Source organism: Humitalea sp. 24SJ18S-53 (assembly GCF_050632385.1).
GTDB lineage: Bacteria > Pseudomonadota > Alphaproteobacteria > Acetobacterales > Acetobacteraceae > Humitalea.
Window position 1 is genome coordinate 4,899,421 of the sequence record NZ_CP192599.1, and the last position, 19,396, is coordinate 4,918,816.

17 protein-coding genes and 1 riboswitch are annotated in these 19,396 nt (G+C 72.0%); of the genes, 8 read left to right on the forward strand and 9 right to left on the reverse strand.

Annotated features, from left to right (window positions below; genetic code table 11):
- Window positions 1-28: 28 nt before the first annotated feature.
- The gene (locus ACQW02_RS23560) at window positions 29-748 is read right to left on the reverse strand and encodes an ATP-binding cassette domain-containing protein (RefSeq protein ID WP_431282350.1); all 720 of its coding nucleotides are present in this window, start codon (window positions 746-748) and stop codon (window positions 29-31) included.
- Window positions 748-1,452 (reverse strand): ABC transporter permease, encoded by a 705-nt coding sequence (locus ACQW02_RS23565; RefSeq protein ID WP_431282351.1) that lies wholly within the window; start codon window positions 1,450-1,452, stop codon window positions 748-750. Before ACQW02_RS23565 ends, ACQW02_RS23560 begins: the two co-directional genes overlap by 1 nt.
- A 99-nt stretch (window positions 1,453-1,551) precedes the next feature.
- Here ACQW02_RS23565 and ACQW02_RS23570 point away from each other — a divergent pair, with 99 nt between their 5' ends.
- The 4 genes from ACQW02_RS23570 (at window position 1,552) to ACQW02_RS23585 (ending at window position 7,210) form a co-directional block, all read left to right on the forward strand.
- Complete coding sequence (locus ACQW02_RS23570) at window positions 1,552-2,433, forward strand: substrate-binding domain-containing protein (protein ID WP_431282352.1); 882 nt, start codon at window positions 1,552-1,554, stop codon at window positions 2,431-2,433.
- A gap of 82 nt (window positions 2,434-2,515) precedes the next feature.
- Window positions 2,516-3,883 carry a carbohydrate porin gene (locus ACQW02_RS23575; RefSeq protein WP_431282353.1) on the forward strand — a complete coding sequence of 456 codons (1,368 nt, stop codon included), beginning with the start codon at window positions 2,516-2,518 and terminating at the stop codon, window positions 3,881-3,883.
- Window positions 3,884-3,907: 24 nt separating this feature from the next.
- Window positions 3,908-4,131, forward strand: a riboswitch (cobalamin riboswitch).
- Between the two features lie 77 nt (window positions 4,132-4,208).
- Entirely contained in the window at window positions 4,209-6,527 is a 2,319-nt protein-coding gene (metE, locus tag ACQW02_RS23580; protein ID WP_431282354.1) for a 5-methyltetrahydropteroyltriglutamate--homocysteine S-methyltransferase, read from the forward strand.
- Between the two features lie 143 nt (window positions 6,528-6,670).
- The gene (locus tag ACQW02_RS23585; RefSeq protein WP_431282355.1) at window positions 6,671-7,210 is read left to right on the forward strand and encodes a hypothetical protein; all 540 of its coding nucleotides are present in this window, start codon (window positions 6,671-6,673) and stop codon (window positions 7,208-7,210) included.
- Here ACQW02_RS23585 and asnB read toward each other — a convergent pair.
- The 4 genes from asnB to ACQW02_RS23605 form a co-directional block, all read right to left on the reverse strand.
- On the reverse strand, window positions 7,207-8,958 hold the full coding sequence (gene asnB / locus ACQW02_RS23590) for an asparagine synthase (glutamine-hydrolyzing) (RefSeq protein WP_431282356.1): 1,752 nt from the start codon (window positions 8,956-8,958) through the stop codon (window positions 7,207-7,209). The two genes, ACQW02_RS23585 and asnB, sit on opposite strands and share 4 nt — an antisense overlap.
- A gap of 73 nt (window positions 8,959-9,031) precedes the next feature.
- Window positions 9,032-10,039, reverse strand: coding sequence for a glycosyltransferase (locus ACQW02_RS23595; RefSeq protein ID WP_431282357.1), 1,008 nt, complete (start codon window positions 10,037-10,039; stop codon window positions 9,032-9,034).
- 13 nt (window positions 10,040-10,052) lie between these two features.
- Complete coding sequence (locus ACQW02_RS23600) at window positions 10,053-10,841, reverse strand: glycosyltransferase family 2 protein (RefSeq protein ID WP_431282358.1); 789 nt, start codon at window positions 10,839-10,841, stop codon at window positions 10,053-10,055.
- Window positions 10,838-11,758, reverse strand: a complete 921-nt coding sequence (locus tag ACQW02_RS23605) for a glycosyltransferase family 9 protein (RefSeq protein WP_431282359.1) — start codon at window positions 11,756-11,758, stop codon at window positions 10,838-10,840. Before ACQW02_RS23605 ends, ACQW02_RS23600 begins: the two co-directional genes overlap by 4 nt.
- On the opposite strand from ACQW02_RS23605, the gene ACQW02_RS23610 reads away from it, so the two are divergent.
- Window positions 11,757-12,680: a YgfZ/GcvT domain-containing protein gene (locus ACQW02_RS23610; protein ID WP_431282360.1), complete on the forward strand. Its 924-nt coding sequence runs from the start codon at window positions 11,757-11,759 to the stop codon at window positions 12,678-12,680. The two genes, ACQW02_RS23605 and ACQW02_RS23610, sit on opposite strands and share 2 nt — an antisense overlap.
- Here the strand turns inward: ACQW02_RS23610 and ACQW02_RS23615 are convergent.
- A complete protein-coding gene (locus ACQW02_RS23615; protein ID WP_431282361.1) occupies window positions 12,645-13,772 on the reverse strand; it encodes a hypothetical protein in 1,128 nt (375 codons plus the stop codon). The two genes, ACQW02_RS23610 and ACQW02_RS23615, sit on opposite strands and share 36 nt — an antisense overlap.
- Entirely contained in the window at window positions 13,769-14,887 is a 1,119-nt protein-coding gene (locus ACQW02_RS23620; RefSeq protein ID WP_431282362.1) for a hypothetical protein, read from the reverse strand. The genes ACQW02_RS23615 and ACQW02_RS23620 overlap by 4 nt, the downstream gene beginning before the upstream one ends.
- A gap of 197 nt (window positions 14,888-15,084) precedes the next feature.
- Here ACQW02_RS23620 and rfaE1 point away from each other — a divergent pair, with 197 nt between their 5' ends.
- From rfaE1 to ACQW02_RS23635, 3 genes are read left to right on the forward strand one after another with little or no spacing between them, the layout of a single operon-like run.
- Window positions 15,085-16,590: a D-glycero-beta-D-manno-heptose-7-phosphate kinase gene (gene rfaE1, locus ACQW02_RS23625; protein WP_431282363.1), complete on the forward strand. Its 1,506-nt coding sequence runs from the start codon at window positions 15,085-15,087 to the stop codon at window positions 16,588-16,590.
- 4 nt (window positions 16,591-16,594) lie between these two features.
- Entirely contained in the window at window positions 16,595-17,917 is a 1,323-nt protein-coding gene (gene dgt / locus ACQW02_RS23630) for a dGTP triphosphohydrolase (RefSeq protein ID WP_431282364.1), read from the forward strand.
- Between the two features lie 58 nt (window positions 17,918-17,975).
- Complete coding sequence (locus tag ACQW02_RS23635; RefSeq protein ID WP_431282365.1) at window positions 17,976-18,932, forward strand: Bug family tripartite tricarboxylate transporter substrate binding protein; 957 nt, start codon at window positions 17,976-17,978, stop codon at window positions 18,930-18,932.
- On the opposite strand, the gene ACQW02_RS23640 is transcribed toward ACQW02_RS23635, so the two are convergent.
- Entirely contained in the window at window positions 18,933-19,394 is a 462-nt protein-coding gene (locus tag ACQW02_RS23640; protein WP_431282366.1) for an MmcB family DNA repair protein, read from the reverse strand.
- Window positions 19,395-19,396: the final 2 nt, after the last annotated feature.

Below are 19,396 nucleotides of genomic sequence, written 5' to 3' on the forward strand. Positions count from 1 at the left end.
TGTTGCTCCCCCGGTAACGAAGGCGACCCTACCAGACCAATTCCCCGCGCAGAAAGGCCGCCGCCTGGGGGTTGCTGGGGCCTGCGAAGAACGCGCTGGCCGGGGTGTGTTCAAGCACATGGCCGCGATGCAGCACGACCACGTCGCCGGCCAGCCGCCGGGCCTGCGCCAGGTCATGCGTGGTCATCACGATTTTTGTGCCGCGGGCGGACAGGGTGGTGACGATCTCCTCCACCGCGCGGGTCGCGGCGGGGTCCAGGCTGGCGCAGGGTTCGTCCAGGAACAGGATGTCGGGGTTCAGCGCGGCGGCACGGGCCAGGGCCAGGCGTTGTTGCTCGCCTCCCGACAGGCGCCGCGCCGGGCGGCCGGCCATCGGCGCCAGCCCGACCAGGGCCAGGGCGGCCCCCGCGCGTGCGGTCCGCGCGGCGCGCGCCACGCCGGCCAGGGCCAGGGGGTATTCGGCATTGGCCAGGACGGAGCGGCGCAGCAGCACGGGGCGCTGGAAGACCATGGCCTGGTGCTGGCGCGGATCGGCGCCGCCGGACCAGACCACGCGCCCGGCGCTGGGTGTCAGCAAGCCGTGCAGCAGGCGCAGCAGCACGCTCTTTCCCGCGCCATTCGGCCCGATGATCAAGGTGGGCGGGCCGGCGTGGATGGTCAGCGCCACGTCGCGCAGGATGTCGATGCCGTTGCGGGCGAACCCCAGCGCCTCGGTGGTAACCGGCAGGATGGTGGCGGGGGCGCGCATCACCGGGCCCAGCGATCGGCGCTGTCGCGCAGGAATTGGGCGGCGCCATTCACCGCCAGCACGATCGCCATCAGCACGATGCCCAGCGCCAGTGCCAGGGGCAGGTCGCCCTTGCTGGTTTCCAGCGCGATGGCGGTGGTCATCACGCGGGTAAAACCGTCGATATTGCCGCCGACGATCATCACGGCCCCGACCTCCGCACAGGCGCGGCCAAAGCCAGCCAGCAGCACGGTCAGCAACGCAAGGCGGCCGTCCCACAGCAGGGTCGGCACGGCGCGCAGCGGACCCGCGCCGAAGGAAAGCAGTTGTTCAGCATATTCCTCCCACAAGCCCTCCAACACCTGGCGGGTCAGGGCCGCCAGGATCGGCGCGATCAGCACCGCCTGCGCCGCGATCATCGCGGTCGGGGTGAACAGCAGGCCCAGCGCGCCCAGCGGTCCGGACCGTGACAGCAGCAGGTAGATCAACAAGCCACAGACCACGGGGGGCAGGCCCATCAGCGCGTTCAGCCCGACGATCACCGCGCCCCTTCCGGGAAACCGCGTGACCGCCAACAGGGCGCCCAGCGGCAGCCCGATGAGCGCGGCGATGGCGACGGCCATCAGGCTGACCCGCAGCGACAGGCCGACGATGCGCGCCACCGCCGGATCGACGGTCGCGACCAGCGTGACCGCGGTGCCAAGGGCGCTGCCCAGATCGTTCACGATGCTCTCCCGAAGAGGCGAACCTGCGTGCGGCACCGGGGGCGGTCAACCGGCGATCGGCTTGACGTCCCAGCATTTCCTGCCGGAATTTGCCGATTGATGCCGGATATCCTGACCCTGCGGGAAGCCGCGACCTTCCTCCGCCTGTCGGAGCGTTCGCTCTACGACCTGGCCCGGGGCCGGCGCGTGCCGGCGGCGCAGATCGGCGGCAAGTGGCTGTTCCCACGGGCGCTGCTGGAACGCTGGCTGACCGCACAGGCCGACCCGCCCGATGCCGCCCATCGCCTGGTCCCGCCACCCATCCTGGCCGGCAGCCACGACCCCTTGCTGGATTGGGCGGTGCGGCAGTCCGGATGCGGCCTGGCGCTGCGTTCCGGCGGCAGCCTGGATGGGTTGCTGGCCCTGGCCGAGGGCGGTGCCGTCGCCGCCGCGACCCATCTGCTCGACCCCGATAGCGGGGCCTTCAACGAACCGGCGGTGCGGGATGTGCTGGCGGGGCGCGGCGTCACCGGCATCGTCTGGGCCTGGCGGGACCAGGGGTTGCTGGTGCCCGCCGGCAATCCCCGGGGCCTCGCCACCGTCACCGACCTGACCGGGCCGGGGCTGCGCGTGGTCGGGCGGCAGCCCCGGGCCGGCAGCCATATCCTGTTGCAGCACCTGCTGGCCGAGGCGGGGGTCCGGCTGGAACAGATCGCCTTCCTGGCCACATCGGCCCTGGCCGAGGACGAGGTCGCCGCCGCCGTGGCCGAAGGCCGCGCCGATGCGGGGTTCGGCATCCGGGCCGAGGCCGCGGCGCGCGGCCTGGGCTTCGTGCCGCTGATCCGCGAACGCTTCGACCTTGTGATGGACCGCCGGCACTATTTCGAGCCGCCCTTGCAGGCGTTGCTGGGGTTTGCGCGCGGGGCGCTTTTTGCCGCGCGGGCCGGGGCCATGGGGGGCTACGACGTCAGCGCAAACGGCAGCGTTGCGTTCAATCTTTAGCATTCGCTGCAAATTACTAATGATATACTATACGGTCGCGATGATCCGTGCATACTCCGCCCCGAACCTGGAGGCCACTGCCATGCCCAAGAATTTCGCGACCCCAGCGCGGGGCCCCACGGGCCTGGCCGCCGCCGCGGCCTTCGTCCTCGCCACGCTCCCTGCCCTCGCCCAGCAGGCGCCCGAAGCGGCGCGTGCGGCCGAGGCCAGTTGCGAACAGGGGCGCAGCCTGGGCCATGGGTTGTGCGGCTGGGCGGAATTGACGGTCGATGCCTTCGGCAATGTCACCGGCGGGGTGCGGCGTGGCGCGGCGGCCGATGGGCAGGTGTGGATCGGGCTGAACGCCGATCTTGGCGCCTTGCTCGGCTGGGATGGCTGGTCGGCGGAGGTCAGCGCCTATGGCATCTACGGCCGCCAGCCGACCGCGACCCTGGTCGGCAGCCAGGCCGCCGTCAGCAATATCGAGGCGCTGACCACCGCCCGGCTCAATGAGCTGTGGCTGCAACGGCGGGTGGAGGGCCTGGGCTCCATCCGCTTCGGGCAATTGGCGCTGGATACCGAATTTTCGGTGGCGGCGGCCGCGGGCAATCTGATCAGCGGCACCTTTGGCTGGCCGGTGGCCTTGGCCAGCGCCCTGCCCGCCGGCGGCGCCGCCTATCCGCTGCCGGCCCCCGGCGTGCGCCTGGCGCTGGGCGATCCGGATGGCGGCACGGGCGTGCGGGCCGCGCTGACGGCCGGCAACCCGGCGGGGCAATACGCGCCCACGACCAACCCGCAGGCGCATAACCGCTACGGCACGAATTTCAGCACCTCCGGCGGTGCCTTTGGCATCATCGAGGGCGTGACCGGCGCCGCGGCGCCGGAAGGCTCCGACGGGCCGCGCCCCTGGGTCGCGAAGCTCGGCGCCTGGTATCACAACGCCGGCTTCGATTCGCAGCGCTACGACAGCATCGGCCTGTCGCTGGCCGATCCGGATTCGAATGGCACGCCCAAGCGCTACGGCAACAACTATGGCGGCTATGGCATCGTCGAAGCGGTCGCCTGGCGTGGCGAGGATGCCAACGTGAACCTGTTCGGCCGGGTCTATGCCGCCCCACCGGACACCAACCTGATCGCCTTGCAGGTCGATGCCGGGCTGGCCTGGACCGGGCCGTTTGGGCGCGCGGCGGATGTGCTCTCGCTGGGCGTGTCGCAGGCCCGGGTCGGGTCGGTCGCGCGCGGGCTGGACCGCGACATGCAGAGCTTTGGCCAGGACCGCTTCCTGCGCACGCATGAGACGATCATCGAGCTGAACTACAATCTGTCGGTCGTGCCCGACCGCTTCTCGGTGCAGCCGGTGGTGCAATGGCTGATGAACCCCGCCGCGCGCGAACCGGATGAACGGGTCAGCACGGTGCAGCCCCTGGGCGATGCGGCGCTGATCGGGGTGCGGCTGAGCCTGGTGTTCTGAGATTGACGGCGCGATGAGATAAACATATCTTTATGCTGCGTTGGTCCCGTGCGAACGGGTGAAAAGGGAACGCCGTAAGCGGGGGCCTGCCCCCGTGAGTCGGCGGCTGCCCCAGCAACTGTCGGCGGTGAATCGCCGGCCCTTCCGCCCCATCCGGGGCGGGCCACTGCGCGGGCAACCGCGCGGGAAGGCCGGGCCGGTGGTGGTGACCCGCAAGCCAGGAGACCTGCCAGCGCCGCCGACCCCACCCGCGCCGATCCGGCACGGGCGGCGGCGCCATCCGTATCGGCCGGGCTGGGCGCACCGGGCGTTGGAGCAGACTGCGATGACCATCGCCGCCACCCTCGGCTACCCGCGCGTCGGGCCACGCCGGGAATTGAAGACCGCCCTGGAATCCTTCTGGGCTGGAACCACCACCGAGGCCGATTTGCTGGCCAGCGCCGCCGCCCTGCGCGCCGGCGCCCGCGCCGTGCAGCAAGGTGCCGGCATCCAGCACGTGCCATCGGGTGATTTCGCGCTCTATGACCATGTGCTGGAAACGGCCTGCGCGCTTGGCGCCATTCCCGATGGCTATGGCTGGTCGGGCGATGGCCCGGCCTCGATCGCCACCATGTTCGCGCTGGCCCGTGGCGCCCGCGGATCGGCGGCGGAACAGGCCGCCGGCATCCCCAGCACCGCCCTGGCGCTGGAAATGACCAAGTGGTTCGACACGAACTACCACTATCTGGTGCCGCGCCTGTCGGGTGCGACGCGGTTCCGCCTGCTGCACAACCGCTGGGCCGATGCGGTGCGCGAAGGGCTGGCGCATGGCACGCGGACGCGGCCGGTGCTGCTGGGCCCCGTATCCTTCCTGTTGCTGTCCAAGGGGGATGACGGGACCCGTCCGCTCGACCTGCTGCCCGCCCTGCTGCCGGTCTATGCCGAGGTGCTGCGCGGCATCGCCGAAGCCGGCGCCGCCTGGGTGCAGATCGACGAGCCTTGCCTCGTGACCGACCTGCCGGCCGGCGCCGACGCGGCCTACCGCCAGGCCTTTGCCGCCCTGGCCGGGGCCGCCCCCGGGCTGAACCTGCTGCTGACAACCTACTTCGAGGGGCTGCGCGACAATCTGCCGCTGGCGGCCTCCCTGCCCGTCGCCGGGCTGCACATCGACCTAGTGCGCGCGCCGGGGCAGTTGCAGGCGGTGCTGGACGCGGTGCCGGCGAACCTCTGGCTGTCGCTCGGCGTCGTCGATGGCCGCAACATCTGGCGCACCGATCTGCGCCGGGCGCTCGGGCTGCTGACCACCGCCGCGGCGGGCGGCAGGGCCAAGCGGCTGATGGTCGCGTCATCCTGTTCGCTGCTGCACGTGCCGCACAGCCTGAAACTGGAAACCGGCCTGGACCTGGCGCTGGCGTGCCGCCTGGCCTTCGCCAATGAAAAGCTGGCCGAGATCGCGGTATTGGCGCGCGGGCTGGACGAGGGCGAGGCGGCGATTTCGGCCGCGCTGAAGGAGAGCGATTCCATCGTCGCCGCCGCCCGCGCCGATGTGCGGCTGCATGACGAAGCCACCGCAAAGCGGCTCGCGGCGGTCACCCCCGCCATGGAGCAACGGACCACGCCCTACGCCACCCGCGCCGCCGCACAGGCACGCCGGTTGTCGCTGCCGGTGCTGCCGATCACCACCATCGGATCCTTCCCGCAGACCGCGGAAATCCGTGCCCTGCGCGCGGGGCTGGCGCGCCAGACCATCACCCAGGAAGGCCATGACGCCGAAATGGAACGCCTGACCGCCGAGGCGGTGGCCTGGCAGGACGAGATCGGCGTGGACGTGCCCGTCCATGGCGAATTCGAACGCAACGACATGGTGAAGTATTTTGGCGAGCAATTGTCGGGCTACGCCTTCACCAAGCACGGCTGGGTGCAATCCTATGGCAGCCGTTGCGTCGCACCGCCGATCATCTGGGCCGATGTGTCGCGTCCGGCGCCGATGACGGTGCGTTGGGCCGCCTTCGCCCAATCGCTGACGACACGGCCGATGAAGGGGATGCTGACCGGGCCGGTGACCATGCTGCAATGGTCGTTTGTCCGGACCGATATTCCACGCGAAACCGTCTGCCGGCAGATCGCGCTGGCGATACGCGATGAGGTCGCCGACCTGGAAGCCGCCGGCATCCCGATCGTGCAGATCGACGAACCTGCCTTCCGCGAGGGGCTGCCGCTGCGCCAGGCGGATCGACAGAACTACCTGCGATGGGCGGTCGCCTGCTTCCGCCTGTCGGCGGCGGTGGTGCGGGACGAGACGCAGATCCACACCCACATGTGCTACAGCGAGTTCAACGACATCATCGCCGATATCGCGGCGATGGATGCCGATGTGATCTCGATCGAAACCGCGCGCAGCGACATGGACCTGCTGGGCGCGTTCGAGGGCTTTGCCTATCCGAACGAGGTCGGGCCGGGCGTGTGGGACATCCACAGCCCGCGCGTCCCGACCGCCGAGGAAATGGCGGCCCTGTTGCGCCGGGCGACCGCGCGCATCGATGCCAGCCGGCTTTGGGTGAACCCCGATTGCGGGCTGAAGACGCGCGGCTGGCCGGAGGTGAAACTGGCCATGGGCAACCTGGTCGCGGCGGCGCGCCAGGTGCGGGCGGAACTGGCGGCGTAGGCAGCCGGGGCGCCCTGCCCCTGCGGGCGGGGCGCCGTCTGGCGTCGCGGCGGGCGATCGGGCAAATTCGCGATCATGCCCGCCAACGCCGCACCATGCTTCGATGGAGATTCTACGCGCGGCCGAGCGACGCAGGTGCCGGGATGCCGCGCGTCCGTGCCGGCCTGACCATGTCGCATATCCGGCGCCTGATCGAACCGCTCTTCGTGGCTGCGGCGCTGGTGGCGGTGCTACTGGAATCGACGCTGTGGCGCTGGCTTGAAGTGCTCGGGCAACGCCTGTCCCGCCTGGGCATTTTCGCCGCGTTGGAACGGCTGATCGACCGGCTCAGCCCCACCGCGGTCATCATCGTCTTCGTGCTGCCCTTCGTGCCGATGATCCCGCTGCTGAAATTCACCGAGTTCTGGTTGCTGGAGCACCATCACTTCATCTGGGCCACGGTGGTCATCATCGGCGCCAAGGTGATCGGCGCCGCCTTCTCCACCCGCGTTTTTGCGATCGCGCGACCAAAGATGCGCCAGGTGGCCTGGTTCGCCAGGGCCGATGCCGCCGTTGTGCGTTTGATCGACCTTGGGCACCGCACCTTGGACGCCATCCCCGCCTGGGTTTTTGCCCGCGCGCAGGTGCGACGCGCGCGGCTGGCCGTCGTGGCGTGGTGGCGGGGCTGGTGGGGCCTTGGCTAACCCAGCATCTCGAACACATCACCATCCGGCTGGCGCCCGACGATGTGCCGCTGGTGCCAAAGCGCCCAGAACAACAGGTGCCACGCGGCCAGGCCTTCGTGCTTGCCGCCGGCGGCGCGGAACAGCGGCAGGATGCGGTCGGGCCGCGCCACCTCCGCCACACCGGGCTGGGCCGCGACCAGCGGCGCCAGGCGGTCGGCCGCGCGGGCGATCCAGGCCCCGACCGGCACGGTAAAACCCTGCTTGCTGGCAAAGGGGCGGGACCAGGGCGCGCGGGTTTCCAGCCAACGCCGCAGCAACCACTTGCCCACCCCGGCCTGGGTCTTCAGCGCATCCGGCAGGCAAAAGGCGGCGGCGGCGACGCCGGGGTCGAGGAAGGGGGTCCGCCCCTCCACCGCATGCGCCATCAGGCAGCGGTCCAGTTTCAGCAGCAGGTCGTTGGGCAGCCAATCGGTGACATCCAGCGCCTGCGCCACCTGCAATCGCGTGCGACCGGGGGTCATTGCCGCGGCCTCGGCCGCCGCGATCCCGTCGCGCCAGCCGGAGGGGCTTTCGCGCAGCACATCCACGCGGTCGAAGGCGCCGCGCGCGCGCATCGCCTTGCCGCCCAGCCACCAGGGCCGCATCGCCGCGCGGTAGCGGCCATAGCCGCCAAAGATCTCGTCGCCGCCTTCGCCGGACAGCACGACCTTCACCTCCTGCCGCGCCCGCTGGGCGAGGAACCAGGTCGGGATGATCGCGTAATCGGCGGCGGGGTCGTCCATCGCGGCGACGATGGCGGGCAGGTGGCGCCAGACCTCGGCCTCGGTGACGCTGATGGTGATGTGCCTGGCACCCGCGCCCTTGGCGGCGGCGGCGGCGGGGGCGCGCTCATCGGGCGCGCCCGGCACGTCGAAGCCGGCGGTAAACGCCAGCACCGGCTGTTCGTTCAGCCGTGCCATGGCGGCCAGGATGGCGGTGCTGTCGATGCCGCCCGACAGGAACAGGCCATAGGGCACGTCGCTGCGCTGGTGCAGGTCCACGCTTTCCATCAGCGCGGTGTCGAGCCGGGTCAGGGCCTCCGCCTCACCCACCGGTTCCGGCCCGCCGTCGGGCAGGGCCTCGCGGTGGCGGCGGGCGACGATGGCGCCATCGGCGACGACCAGGGTTTCGCCCGGCAGCACGCGGCGGATGCCGGAAAAGATCGTCTCCGGCCCGGTGGTGAATTGCGCCTGCAGCAATTCGTTGCGCGCTTCCGGCCGGATGCTGGCGCTGACCAGCCCCGCCGCGATCAGCGCCTGCGGTTCGGAGGCGAAGGCGATGCCCTCGGGGATCTCCGCGACATAGAGCGGCTTGATGCCAAAGGGATCGCGCGTCAGCACCACCTGGCGCGAGGACCGGTCGTGGATCGCCAGCGCATACATGCCGCGCAGGGATTCGGCATAGGCCAGCCCCTGCTGCCGCCACAGATGCAGCGGCGGTTCGCAATCGCTGCCGGTCGCGCAATGCAGCGCCCCGGCGGTGGTGAGTTCGCGGTAGTTATACACCTCGCCATTGCCGATCAGCGTGGCGCTGCCGGCGTGCAACGGCTGGTCGCCGGTCGCCAAGTCGATGATCGCCAGCCGCGTCTGCGTCAGCGCGACATTGCCCGCGATATGGCTGCCATGACCGTCCGGCCCGCGATGCGCCAGGGCCGCGGTCAGCCGTGCCACCACCGCCGGATCGACGCTGGCGGCTTGGCGGAGGATCAGGCCTGCTATGCCGCACATGGAGTTCTGGTCCGCCGTGTTGCCTGGGGTCGGGACTGCCGCAAGCCAGGGCGCGGCGCAAGGCCGGGGGCGGTCAGGGGGCGACCTGGGCCAGGAAGGCGCGCCAGGCGGCCACCACCGGGGCCTCGGCGAAATTTTGCGCGAATGTCTGGCGCCCGGCCGCGGCCAGGGCGCTTGCCCGGTCGGACTCGGCCAGCAACGCGGCGATGGCGACGGCCAGGGCGCCAGGGTCTTCCAGGGGCACCAGGATGCCGTTCCGCCCATCCTCGATCAATTCGCGCGGGCCGGCGGCGGCGGCGGCGATGACGGGGCGGCCGGCCGAAAACCCCTCCAGCACCACATTGCCCAGGGGTTCGTGGCGGGAGGGCACGACCAGCAGGTCGGCGCCGGCCAGAAGCGCGCCGGTGTCCTGCCGCCAGCCCAGGAAGGTGACGCGGTCGGCGACCCCGCATTCGGCGGCCAGGCGGGTCAGGGCGTCGCGTTCGGGGCCCTCGCCGGCCAGGGACAGATGCGCGGCGGGCACGCTGGCCAGGGCCCGGATCAGGACATCAAACCCCTTGTTCCGGTGCAGCCGGCCCAGCGCCAGCAGCCGGCGCTGGCCGGGCAGCGCGGCGGGCGCGGCGCCCACCAGGTCCGGGGCAAAATTCGGCAGGTAATGCGCCCGGTCGGCGGGCCAGCCCTGTGCCACGATATAGCGCACCAGGTCATGGGTATTGCCGACCAGGTGATCGCAGCGGCGATAGTACTTGAGGTCGTAATACCCCCCCAGCCGCCCCACCAAGGTCCAGGGACCGGCCGGTGTGAATCGCGCCGCGCGGTTCATCCAGGCGACAGTCACGGTGGGCGAAAAATCCCGCAGCGCCCGCTTCAGCCGGGGGCCGGTCAGCAGGTCGAAGACGCCGCCAAAGCCCAGTTCCAGCGGAACCACCCCACCCGCTTTCAGCCGCGCAGCGCGCTGCGGATCGCGCCGGACGGCCGCCAAAACATCATCGCCCGCGTCATGCAGCGCCAGGGTCAGGCGTTCGAAGAACAGTTCGGCGCCGCCCTGCGGCGCGCCGGCCATCACCTGGGCCAGTTTCATGGGGCGATCCGCATCAGCGATGCCGCTCGGGTTCCAACCGCGCCTTCAGGTAGGACAGCAACGGGAACAGCCCGGCGCAGAGCGCGATCAGCAGGCCCCAGCCGCCTTCCTTGTAGCCCTTGCGGGCGACAAAGCACTTCCAGGTGCGCGATACGAAGCGCCGCAGGTTGCCGCCCAGGCTGCCGATGTCGCCGGCCGCCAGCAGATCGGCCGCGCGCGCGCTGCTATAGCCATCCAGCCGGCGCAGCATGTCGGAGATATCGCGGTCCACATGATGGATAATCGCCGCCCGTTCGCTGCCCGTGCCGGGGGTCAGCCGCGCGCCTTCGGCCCCGGTCCAGTCCAGCCCGGGATGCACCCGCTGCCCGCGCCAATGTTTCGCGCCACGCCGGAACAGGATCGGCTTCAGCGTGGTGCCGAAACTGCCGCCCCAGCCGTGCAGGATCAGGTGGTCGCCCACGTAATTGTCGATCGGCACGCGGTGGAAGGCGGCGGTGCTGGTCGCGATGGTGGCGCGGATGGCGCTGGCCAGGGCGGGCGGCACCTGTTCGTCGGCATCGACCTCCAGCACCCAATCGCCGGTGCAGGCGGCGATGCCGGCGTTGCGGCGGTCGCCTTCCAGTGGCCAGGCACCCTCGATCACGCGGGCGCCGAGGGCGGTGGCGATGGCGGCGCTGTCGTCGGTGCTGCGGTCCAGCACCACGATGATCTCATCAGCGAAGGCCAGCGAGGCCAGGCAGGCCGGCAGCCGCGCAGCTTCGTTGCGCGCGACGACCAGGGCCGACAGGCGGGGCGCCGTCATGCAGGCACGGGGGCGCCGAGCAGCCGTTCCGCCGCGGCGATGACGCGATCGACGGGCAGCGCCTCCATCGGCGCGTGGCCGGGCGGGCCATCCGCGACCACAGCGGCGGCATGGGGGCCAAAGGGCGCGTATTCATTGGCCGGGCTCATGCCGAACAGACCCAGGGTCGGCGCCCCGGCGGCGGCGGCCAGGTGCATCAGCCCGCTGTCATTGCCCAGATAGAGCGACGCCCCCGCCAACACGGCGGCGGCTTCCGGCAGGCTCAGCCGGCCGACCAGGTCGACCGAGCCAGGCAGGCCCGCCAGCACGGGGGCCGCCAGCGCGCGTTCGGCATCGCCCGGCCCACCCATCACGGCGATCCGGGCGCCCGGAAGCGGGCCGTCGGGGGCGGTCAGCGCGCGGGCGACGGCGACGAAACGCTCGGCGGGCCAGATCTTACGGTCCCAATTGGCGGTGGGGCCGAGTGCCAGCAGCGGCCCCGCCCCGGGCAGCAGGGCCGCGCCCCTGGCCGCATCCGCCGCATCGAACCAGGCAACGGGGGCGATGTCGGCGGCGGTCAGCCCCAGGGTCTCGGCGATATGGCCCATGCGGTGCCCGGCGCGCCGGCCGCCGCGCATCACCGCCCGGCGCCGCGCCGGCACCATCCAGGCCATCGCCGACCCGCGCAGATCCACCACCAGGTCCCACCACCGGGGTGCCACCTGCGCCCAAAGCAGCGGCCAATGCAGCGACCAGCGGCGCTTGGTGACCGAGATGGTGGCGTCGCGCCCGGGCATGCGCGCAAACACCTCCACGGCCGCCGGGCCGCAGGCGATGGTGATCCGCGCGCCTGGATGCTGGCGCAGCAAATGGTCGAGCAGTGCCGTGGACAGCACCGCATCGCCGATCCGTGTCGAGGTGATGAAGAGGATGCGCATGATTTCGCCCCCCCTTAGCACGCCCCCGGCCGGGGGGCGCCAGCCGCCCTTGTCCGCGCCGCCGTCCGGCATCACCTTCGATGCCATGACGCGCATCACGCCCCTGCCCGATCGCGCCGTCCTGGCCATGGATGGCGAGGACCGGGTCACCTTCCTCCAGGGCCTGGTGTCGGCCGATATCGCGGCCATCGCCCCGGGGGCCGCCGCCTGGGCCGCGCTGTTGACGCCGCAGGGCAAGTGGATCGCGGATTTCTTCGTGGTCAACGACGGCGCCCGCCTGCTGCTGGATGTCGAGGCAGCGCAGGCCGAGGCGATCACCACCCGGCTGATGCGGTTTCGCCTGCGGGCCAAGGTGGCGATGGCGCCGACCGGGCTTGCCGTCTCTGCGGGCTGGGACGGCCCCGCCCCGCCCGGCGATCTATGCTTCGCCGACCCGCGCCTGCCCCAAGCGGGCTTCCGCATCCTGTCGGCCGAACCGCGTGGCACCGACCCCTTCGCGGCCTGGGACGCGCATCGCATCGCGCTCGGCCTGCCCGATGGCAGCCGCGACCTCGACGCCGAAAAATCGGTGCTGCTGGAGGCCGGGTTCGACGAATTGGCCGGCGTGTCCTGGACCAAGGGCTGCTGGATGGGCCAGGAACTGACGGCGCGGACAAAATATCGCGGGCTGCTGAAGCGCAGGCTTTGCCCGGTCGCGATCACCGGCCCCGTGCCGCCACGCGGCGCGCCCTTGCTGAATGACTCGGGCGCCGAGATGGGCGAAATGCGCTCGGGCACCGATGGCATCGGGCTGGCGCTGCTGCGCCTGGCGGCCATCGAGGATGGCGCCCCCCTGACCACCGGCACCAGCCGCCTGACGCCGCGCGTGCCGGGCTGGATGCGGGTCTTAGCGCAACCGGTCGACCAGGGGTCCCTGGAATAGCCGGATTCCCTGGGACCAGCCCCAGGCGACGGCGCCGGCCCGGTCCACCCCGGCCAACCAGACATTGGCCCCCCAGTCGTCGCCAAGGGCGTCCAGCGCGCCGACATGGCGGGGCAGGCGGTTGGACCAGGCCAGGCGCAGCCGCGCCTCCGGGAAATCCGCCAGCAACGCGGGGGTGATCAGCGGCAGGGCGTCGGCCGAGGCGACATCCACCGCGACGCCATAGCCGCGCAGGCGGCAGAAGCGGGCGGCCAGCACCGCCTCGGTCGGCTGGCGCAGGATGGCACCCAGGTCCAGGCAGACGGTCACGCCCCGGCGCGCCGCCGCCGGCAGCGCCGTATCCATGCGCAGCCAGTCATCCGTCGCGACCCCCATGGGCGGCAGCGGCAGCGACAGCGGCACGCCGCCCGACCGCGCCATTCCGGCCGCCTGGCGCCCGGCGACGGCGGCCATCAGCGCCACATCCGGCCGGCCAGCCGAAGCCGCGCCGATGATCGCCAGGAGGGAAGACCAGTCCGGCCGCTCATCCGTCCAGCCCGGGCTGGCCGAGCCGTCGGGGTCCAGGCGGCAGACGGTCTGGCGGACCAGATGCGCCGACAGATCGGCCTGGCCCAGGGCCTCCAGCATGCCAGGCCGGGTCGGTGCCTCGGCGGAATCGCCGGCCGGGTCGTCGCGGCCAGGGGGTCGGGCGGGGCCGATCAGCGACGCTTCCAGCAGGGCCAGGATGGCGACGGCGTCCTCCGGCAGGCGCAGCCGTTGCAGGGCGACGTCGGCATCGGCCGGGTCCAGCACGTTGCGCAGCGCGGATTCGGCCGTGGCCAGGGCCAGGGCCGGCGGCACGGCGGAGGCGACCAGCCCGCCATCCGGCAGCCGGAACAGCCGCAGCCGGGGCGCCATGCGCAGCGGTGCCGCGGCCGTATCCAGCAGGCGACGGTGATGCGCCCGGGTGCCACCGGACACGGCCCGCGCCGGGCGCCAGACCAGGATTTCGCGCCGGCCGCCGCCCTCGACCGCGTGCCGCACCAGGGCCGCCAGGTCGGCCGGCCCGCCCGGCATGGCCGCGATCAGCGGCGGCGCGTCGAGCACCGTCATGGCACCCACCGCGCCAGCAGCCCCGGATTGCCGCAGCCGGCCCGGCCCGCCGCGCCCGTCGCGGCGGCGCGGGTCGCGCAGGCGGTCGCCTCGCACCCAGCGGCCAGGGGGCAGGCGCCCAGGCGCTGGGCCGCCAACAGGACATCGACGATGCGGCCGGCGTAGATCGCGATGCCGTGGCGCAGGCCCCAGGCCAGGGCCGCCGGCACATCGGCGCCGACCAGCACGCTGCGCGGGGCGATGGTGGCGATGGACTCGCCCAGGATGCCCGGCAGGCCCTCGGACCAGCGCAACAGCAGCAGATGCGCGGGTATCGCGCCCGGGCGAAGCCAGCGCAGCACCGTCGTATCCAGCGGCCCGACGCCCAGTTGTCCGCCGGATCGCGCAAGCTGGTCGCGCCAACGGGCCAGGGTCGCGGCCTCGGCCAGCATGGCCGGGGGGGTGATGGCGGTGCCGGAAAAATCGGCGGGCGGCGGGGCGCCGGGCGGCAGGTCCAGCCAGAAGGGCGGCTGCGCCGGCGATCCGGGCGCCAGGCTGGTGGCCTCGGCCAGGCCGGCCAGCGGGTCCAGGGGAAAGGCGGCCTGATCCGCCGGGCGCAGGCGCCAGCCGACCAGATGGGGTGCGGCGCCCCGCGCGATCAGGGCAAAAGCCTCCCGCAGCGGTGCCGCGCGGCGGGGGGGTATCGCGGTCTTCCGGGCGCTGCCGGCGACCGACGGCGGCTGAAAGGCGCGGCCAGCGGCCAGGACCAACGATGTCGCGTCGCCGGGCAGGCGGAACTGGCGGGCCTGCACATCCTCCGACAGCCGCCGCGCATCCGCCGCCAGCACCACCAGGCTGGCCGAGGGCGCCAGGACCAGGATCATGCCGTCCTGCCCCATCAAGGCGTGCCCGTCGTAGGCGACCGCATGGGCCTTGGCCAAGGCGGTGACCAGCCGGGCCGGCGCGGCCGGCACATCGGCGGTCTGCAGCATCAGCACCGCGTCGCAACCCAAGCCCGCGGCCGCCAGCAGCGCGCGCAGCCGGGGCGGGGGTTCGGCCGAACGGGCCTCCGGCGGCGGCCCCTTTTGCGATGGTGTCGCGCCGAATGGTTCGGGGGCAAGGCGGGACAGCAGCATCGGGACTCCTTCCCAGGGCGGCGCGCCCGCGGGCGCGGCGGCCTTGTCCCTTGCTCCACGACCGCGGCGCCCGGCCCGATCGTTACGGGGGGGCCAGGCGTTTTGCTCGGGCGCTGGCAGGGTGCCAGGGCGCTGATGAAGGTTTCCCCAACGCAGGCGCCTTGCGCCGGCAACCCGCTTGGGGTTACGCGCCTTGTATGGATGTGCAGAACGACGCCGATCCCACTCCCACCAGCCCGGGTCCCGCTGTGCCCGGCAACGCCGCCCTGGCGGAAGCCGTGCGGGGCCTCAAGCGCGCCAGCGTGCTGGTCGTCGGCGACGCGATGCTGGACCGCTATGTCTACGGCAGCGTCAACCGTATATCCCCTGAGGCACCGGTCCCGGTCCTGACGGTCGAACGCGAACTCGCCATGCCGGGCGGGGCGGGCAATGTGGTCCGCAACCTGACCGCCCTGGGGGCCGCCGTCGCCTTCATCAGCGTGGTCGGCGACGACGTGGCCGGCAGCGACCTGACCGGCCTGGTCGGCGGCCAGCCGGGCGTGGAGCCCTGGCTGCTGGTCCAAGGCGGCCGCGCGACCACGACAAAAACCCGCTTCATCGCCCAGGGGCAGCAATTGCTGCGCGCGGATCATGAGGTCGCGCGCGCCGTGCATCCGCGCCTGGCCGACCGCCTGATCAAGATCGCGGCCGATACCGTCGCCGCCTGCACCGTCATGGTGCTGTCCGACTACGCCAAGGGCGTGCTGGCCGGCGATACCGCGACGCGGCTGATCGCGGCCAGCCATGCCGCCGGGCGCCGGGTGATCGTGGACCCCAAGGGCGACGATTATTCCCGCTACCACGGCGCCGACATCGTCACGCCGAACCGTGGCGAACTGGCCGCCGCGAGCGGCATGCCCGTGTCGACCGAGGCCGAGGTCGTCGCCGCCGCCCGCGCCCTCCAGGCGCGGCATGCCTTCACCGCCGTGCTGGTGACGCGCAGCGAGGATGGTCTGACCCTGCTCGACCGCGACACCGTCTGGCATTTCCCGGCCGAGGCGCCGGAGGTGCATGACGTCTCCGGCGCCGGCGACACCGTGGTGGCCGTGCTGGCCGCCGCGATCGCGGCCGGGCGCGACCTGCCGACCGCCGCCCGGCTGGCCAACATCGCCGCCGGCATCGTGGTGGGGAAGGTCGGCACCGCCGTCGCCTCAGAGGAAGACATGCTGGAGGCGTTGAGCGAGGAACGCGGCGCGCTGCGAAAGATCATGTCGCGCAGTGCGGTCGCCGAAATGGCCGAACGCTGGCGCCAGCGCGGCTGGCGGGTCGGCTTCACCAATGGCTGCTTCGACCTGCTGCACCCGGGGCATGTGCATCTGCTGGAACAGGCGCGGTCCTGGTGCGACCGACTGATCGTGGGCCTGAACGGGGATGAGAGCGTGCGCCGGCTGAAGGGTCCGACCCGCCCGGTGCAGGGCGAATCCGCCCGTGCCGCCGTGCTGGCCAGCCTGGCGACGGTGGATGCCGTGGCACTCTTCGCCGAGGACACGCCGCTGGAATTGCTGAAGGCGATCCGGCCCGATGTGCTGATCAAGGGCGCCGACTACACCGTCTCCGAAGTCGTTGGCGGCGATCTGGTGACCGAATGGGGTGGGGTGGTGCGGCTGGCGGAACTCAAGCCGGGCAATTCCACCACCGCCACCGTCGCGCGCATACGCGGCTGACGCGGTGACCACCTGGGGGCCGCTGTTCGAGCCCCGTCGCCTGGGTGAGGCCGAAGCCCGGCCGCGACCCAATCGCAACCCCTGGCAGATCGACCAGGACCGCATCGCCTTCAGCCGCCCCTTCCGGCGCTTGCAGCAGAAGACGCAGGTCCATCCCCTGCCGTTCAACGCCCATGTCCGCAACCGGCTGGTGCATACGCTGGAGGTCGCGTCGGTCGGCCGCTCGCTCGGCTACGCCGTGGGCGGAGAACTGGCCGCCGAACTCGCGGCCGATGGGCGCACGGCGGATGACCTGGGATACCTGGTGCAGGCGGTCTGCCTGGCCCATGACATCGGCAACCCGCCGTTTGGCCATGCGGGTGAGGCGGTGATTGCCGACTGGATGGCCCATTGGCTGGACCGCCACGCCGCGCTTGGCCTGGACGGCGACCTGGGGTTTTTCGACGGCAATGCGCAGGGGTTCCGCGTGCTGACCCGCGCCGATGGCTATCGCGAACGCGGCGGGCTGCGGCTGACGCTGGCGAGCCTGGGCGCCTTCCTCAAATACCCCTGGGCGCCCGGCGATCCGCGCGCCGCGCGGGACGGCCTGCCGGGCCAAAAATTCGGGTTTTTCGCCACCGAGGCCGATGTCTTCGCGGAAGTCGCCGCCGCCTGCGGCTTGCGCGATGCCCGCCACCCGGCGGTCTGGCTGATGGAGGCCGCCGACGACATCACCTACAGCCTGGCCGACCTGGAGGATGCCGTGGAAATCGGCATCCTGCATTATCGCGACTATGCCGACCTGGTGGCCCCCCTGGCCGGGCTGACGACCGCCGCCCTGGCGCGGGAGGACAGCGACGCCCAGCGCATCGCCTGGCTGCGCAGCCGCGCCATCGGGCGGATGATCGAAACCGCCCAGGCCGCGTTCCTGGCCCATGCCGATGCGATCATGCACGGCCCCACGCCCGGCAAGGACCTGATGGCGCTGGCGCCCCCGGACCACGCGGACCGCCTGGTGCTGTTCGACGCCATCCGCGCGACCAACCGCAACCGCGTCTACGTCAACGCCCGCAAGGCCGAGTTCGAGATCGGCGCCGCCGATGTGCTGGGCAAGGCGCTGGACGTCTTTGTCCCGGCCTGCCTGGAGATGATCCGGCGCGGCGGCGATGAGGCCGCCTGCGCGCTGCGGACCCGCCAGGCGCTGGCGATGATGGGCGACTACACGCCAAAACCCGGGTTTTCCCCCAGCGAGACCCTGCGCTGCGCGGTCGATTTCGTCGCCGGCATGACCGACAACTACGCCGCCTGGCTGGCGGCGCGTCTGCGCGGGCTCGACGTGTCGCACTGAGGCCGGTGAGGCTGCTTGCCATGGCCCATCGCTTGCATATCATCCGAGCATGAACCTGATGCATCGACGCGGCCTGCTGGCCCTCTCCGCCCTGGGCGTCCCCGCCCTCGCCCGCGCGCAGGCGCGCAGCGTACGGGTCGTGGTGCCCTATGCCCCAGGCGGCGGCATCGATATCTCGGCCCGGATCTTTTCCGAAGCGCTGACGCCGATGCTGGGCGAGTCCTGGCTGGTCGAAAACCGATCGGGCGCCAATGGCGCCGTCGGCAGTGCCGTGGTGGCGCGGGCCGATCCCGATGGCCGCACGCTGCTGTGCAATTCCGACAGCCACCTGCTGGCGCGCGGCGTGATGAAGCAGGTGCCCTACGACCCCGTCGCCGATTTCACCCCGATCGGGCGGCTGGCAGTCTCGCCGCTGGTGCTGGTCGGCGCGCCGGGCCTGGCGCCGCGCGACCTGCCGGCGCTGGTCGCCGATATTCGCGCCAACCCGGACCGGCATGCCTTCGCCAATACCTCCCTCGGCACCTCGGGCCATCTGGCGACCGAGGTCTTCCGGCTGGAAACCGGGGTGCCGTTGCTGATCGTGTCCTACCGCGGCACCGGCCCGGCCTTGCAGGATGTGGTCGGCGGGCAGACCAGCCTGATGATGGCGCCGCTGGTGTCGGCCCTGTCGCTGATCCAGACGGGGCGGTTGCTGGCCTATTGCGTGACCGGGCCGGGGCGCGCCGCGGTGGCGCCCGAAATCCCCAACGCGGCCGAGGTCGGCATGCCGGCGCTGGCGCCGATCGCCCCCTGGTTCGCGCTCTGGGGGCCGAAGGGGCTGCCGGCGGCGCAGGTCGCGCGCATCCATGCCGCCGCGCAGCAGGCGGCCACGACCCCGGAGGTGCGGCGCAAACTCGCCGACCTGGGCGGCGACCCCATCATCGGCGAAAGCCCGGAAGCCTTTGCCGCGCTGATCACCCAGGCGACGGCGCGCGGGTTGTCGGTGCTGGCGCGCGCGGGCGTGCAGCCGGAGTAGTCATTCCACCCGCAGTGCCGCCCAGGCCGCCGCCCGCGCGCCGGGGTCCTGCACCACGACCAGCCGGGTCGCGGCCAGGGTGGCGAAGCGGTGCAGCACGGATTTGCGCCGCGCCGGGGCCAGCGGGTGCAGCGGGGCCTCGCGCATGATGGCGGCCTCAAATCCATCGGCCAGGATCAGCCCGGTATCGGCCGGCAGCAGTCCCTGCGGGAAATCCGGATCGACGGCAAAATACAGCCGGTCGCACCAGTCGCGGTATTCGCCCCATTTGCCGTCGGTCAGGAAATCGCGGGCGCAGGATTTGACCTCGATCGCCGAAAACCCGCCATCCGGGCGCAGGGCCAGCACGTCCAGCCGCCGCCCGGTCGGCAGCGGCACTTCGGCGACCGGTGCCCAGCCCAGGTTGCAGCACAGCCGCAGCGCGCTGCGGGTGATCGACAGGGTGCGTTCGGCGGGGTCCATGT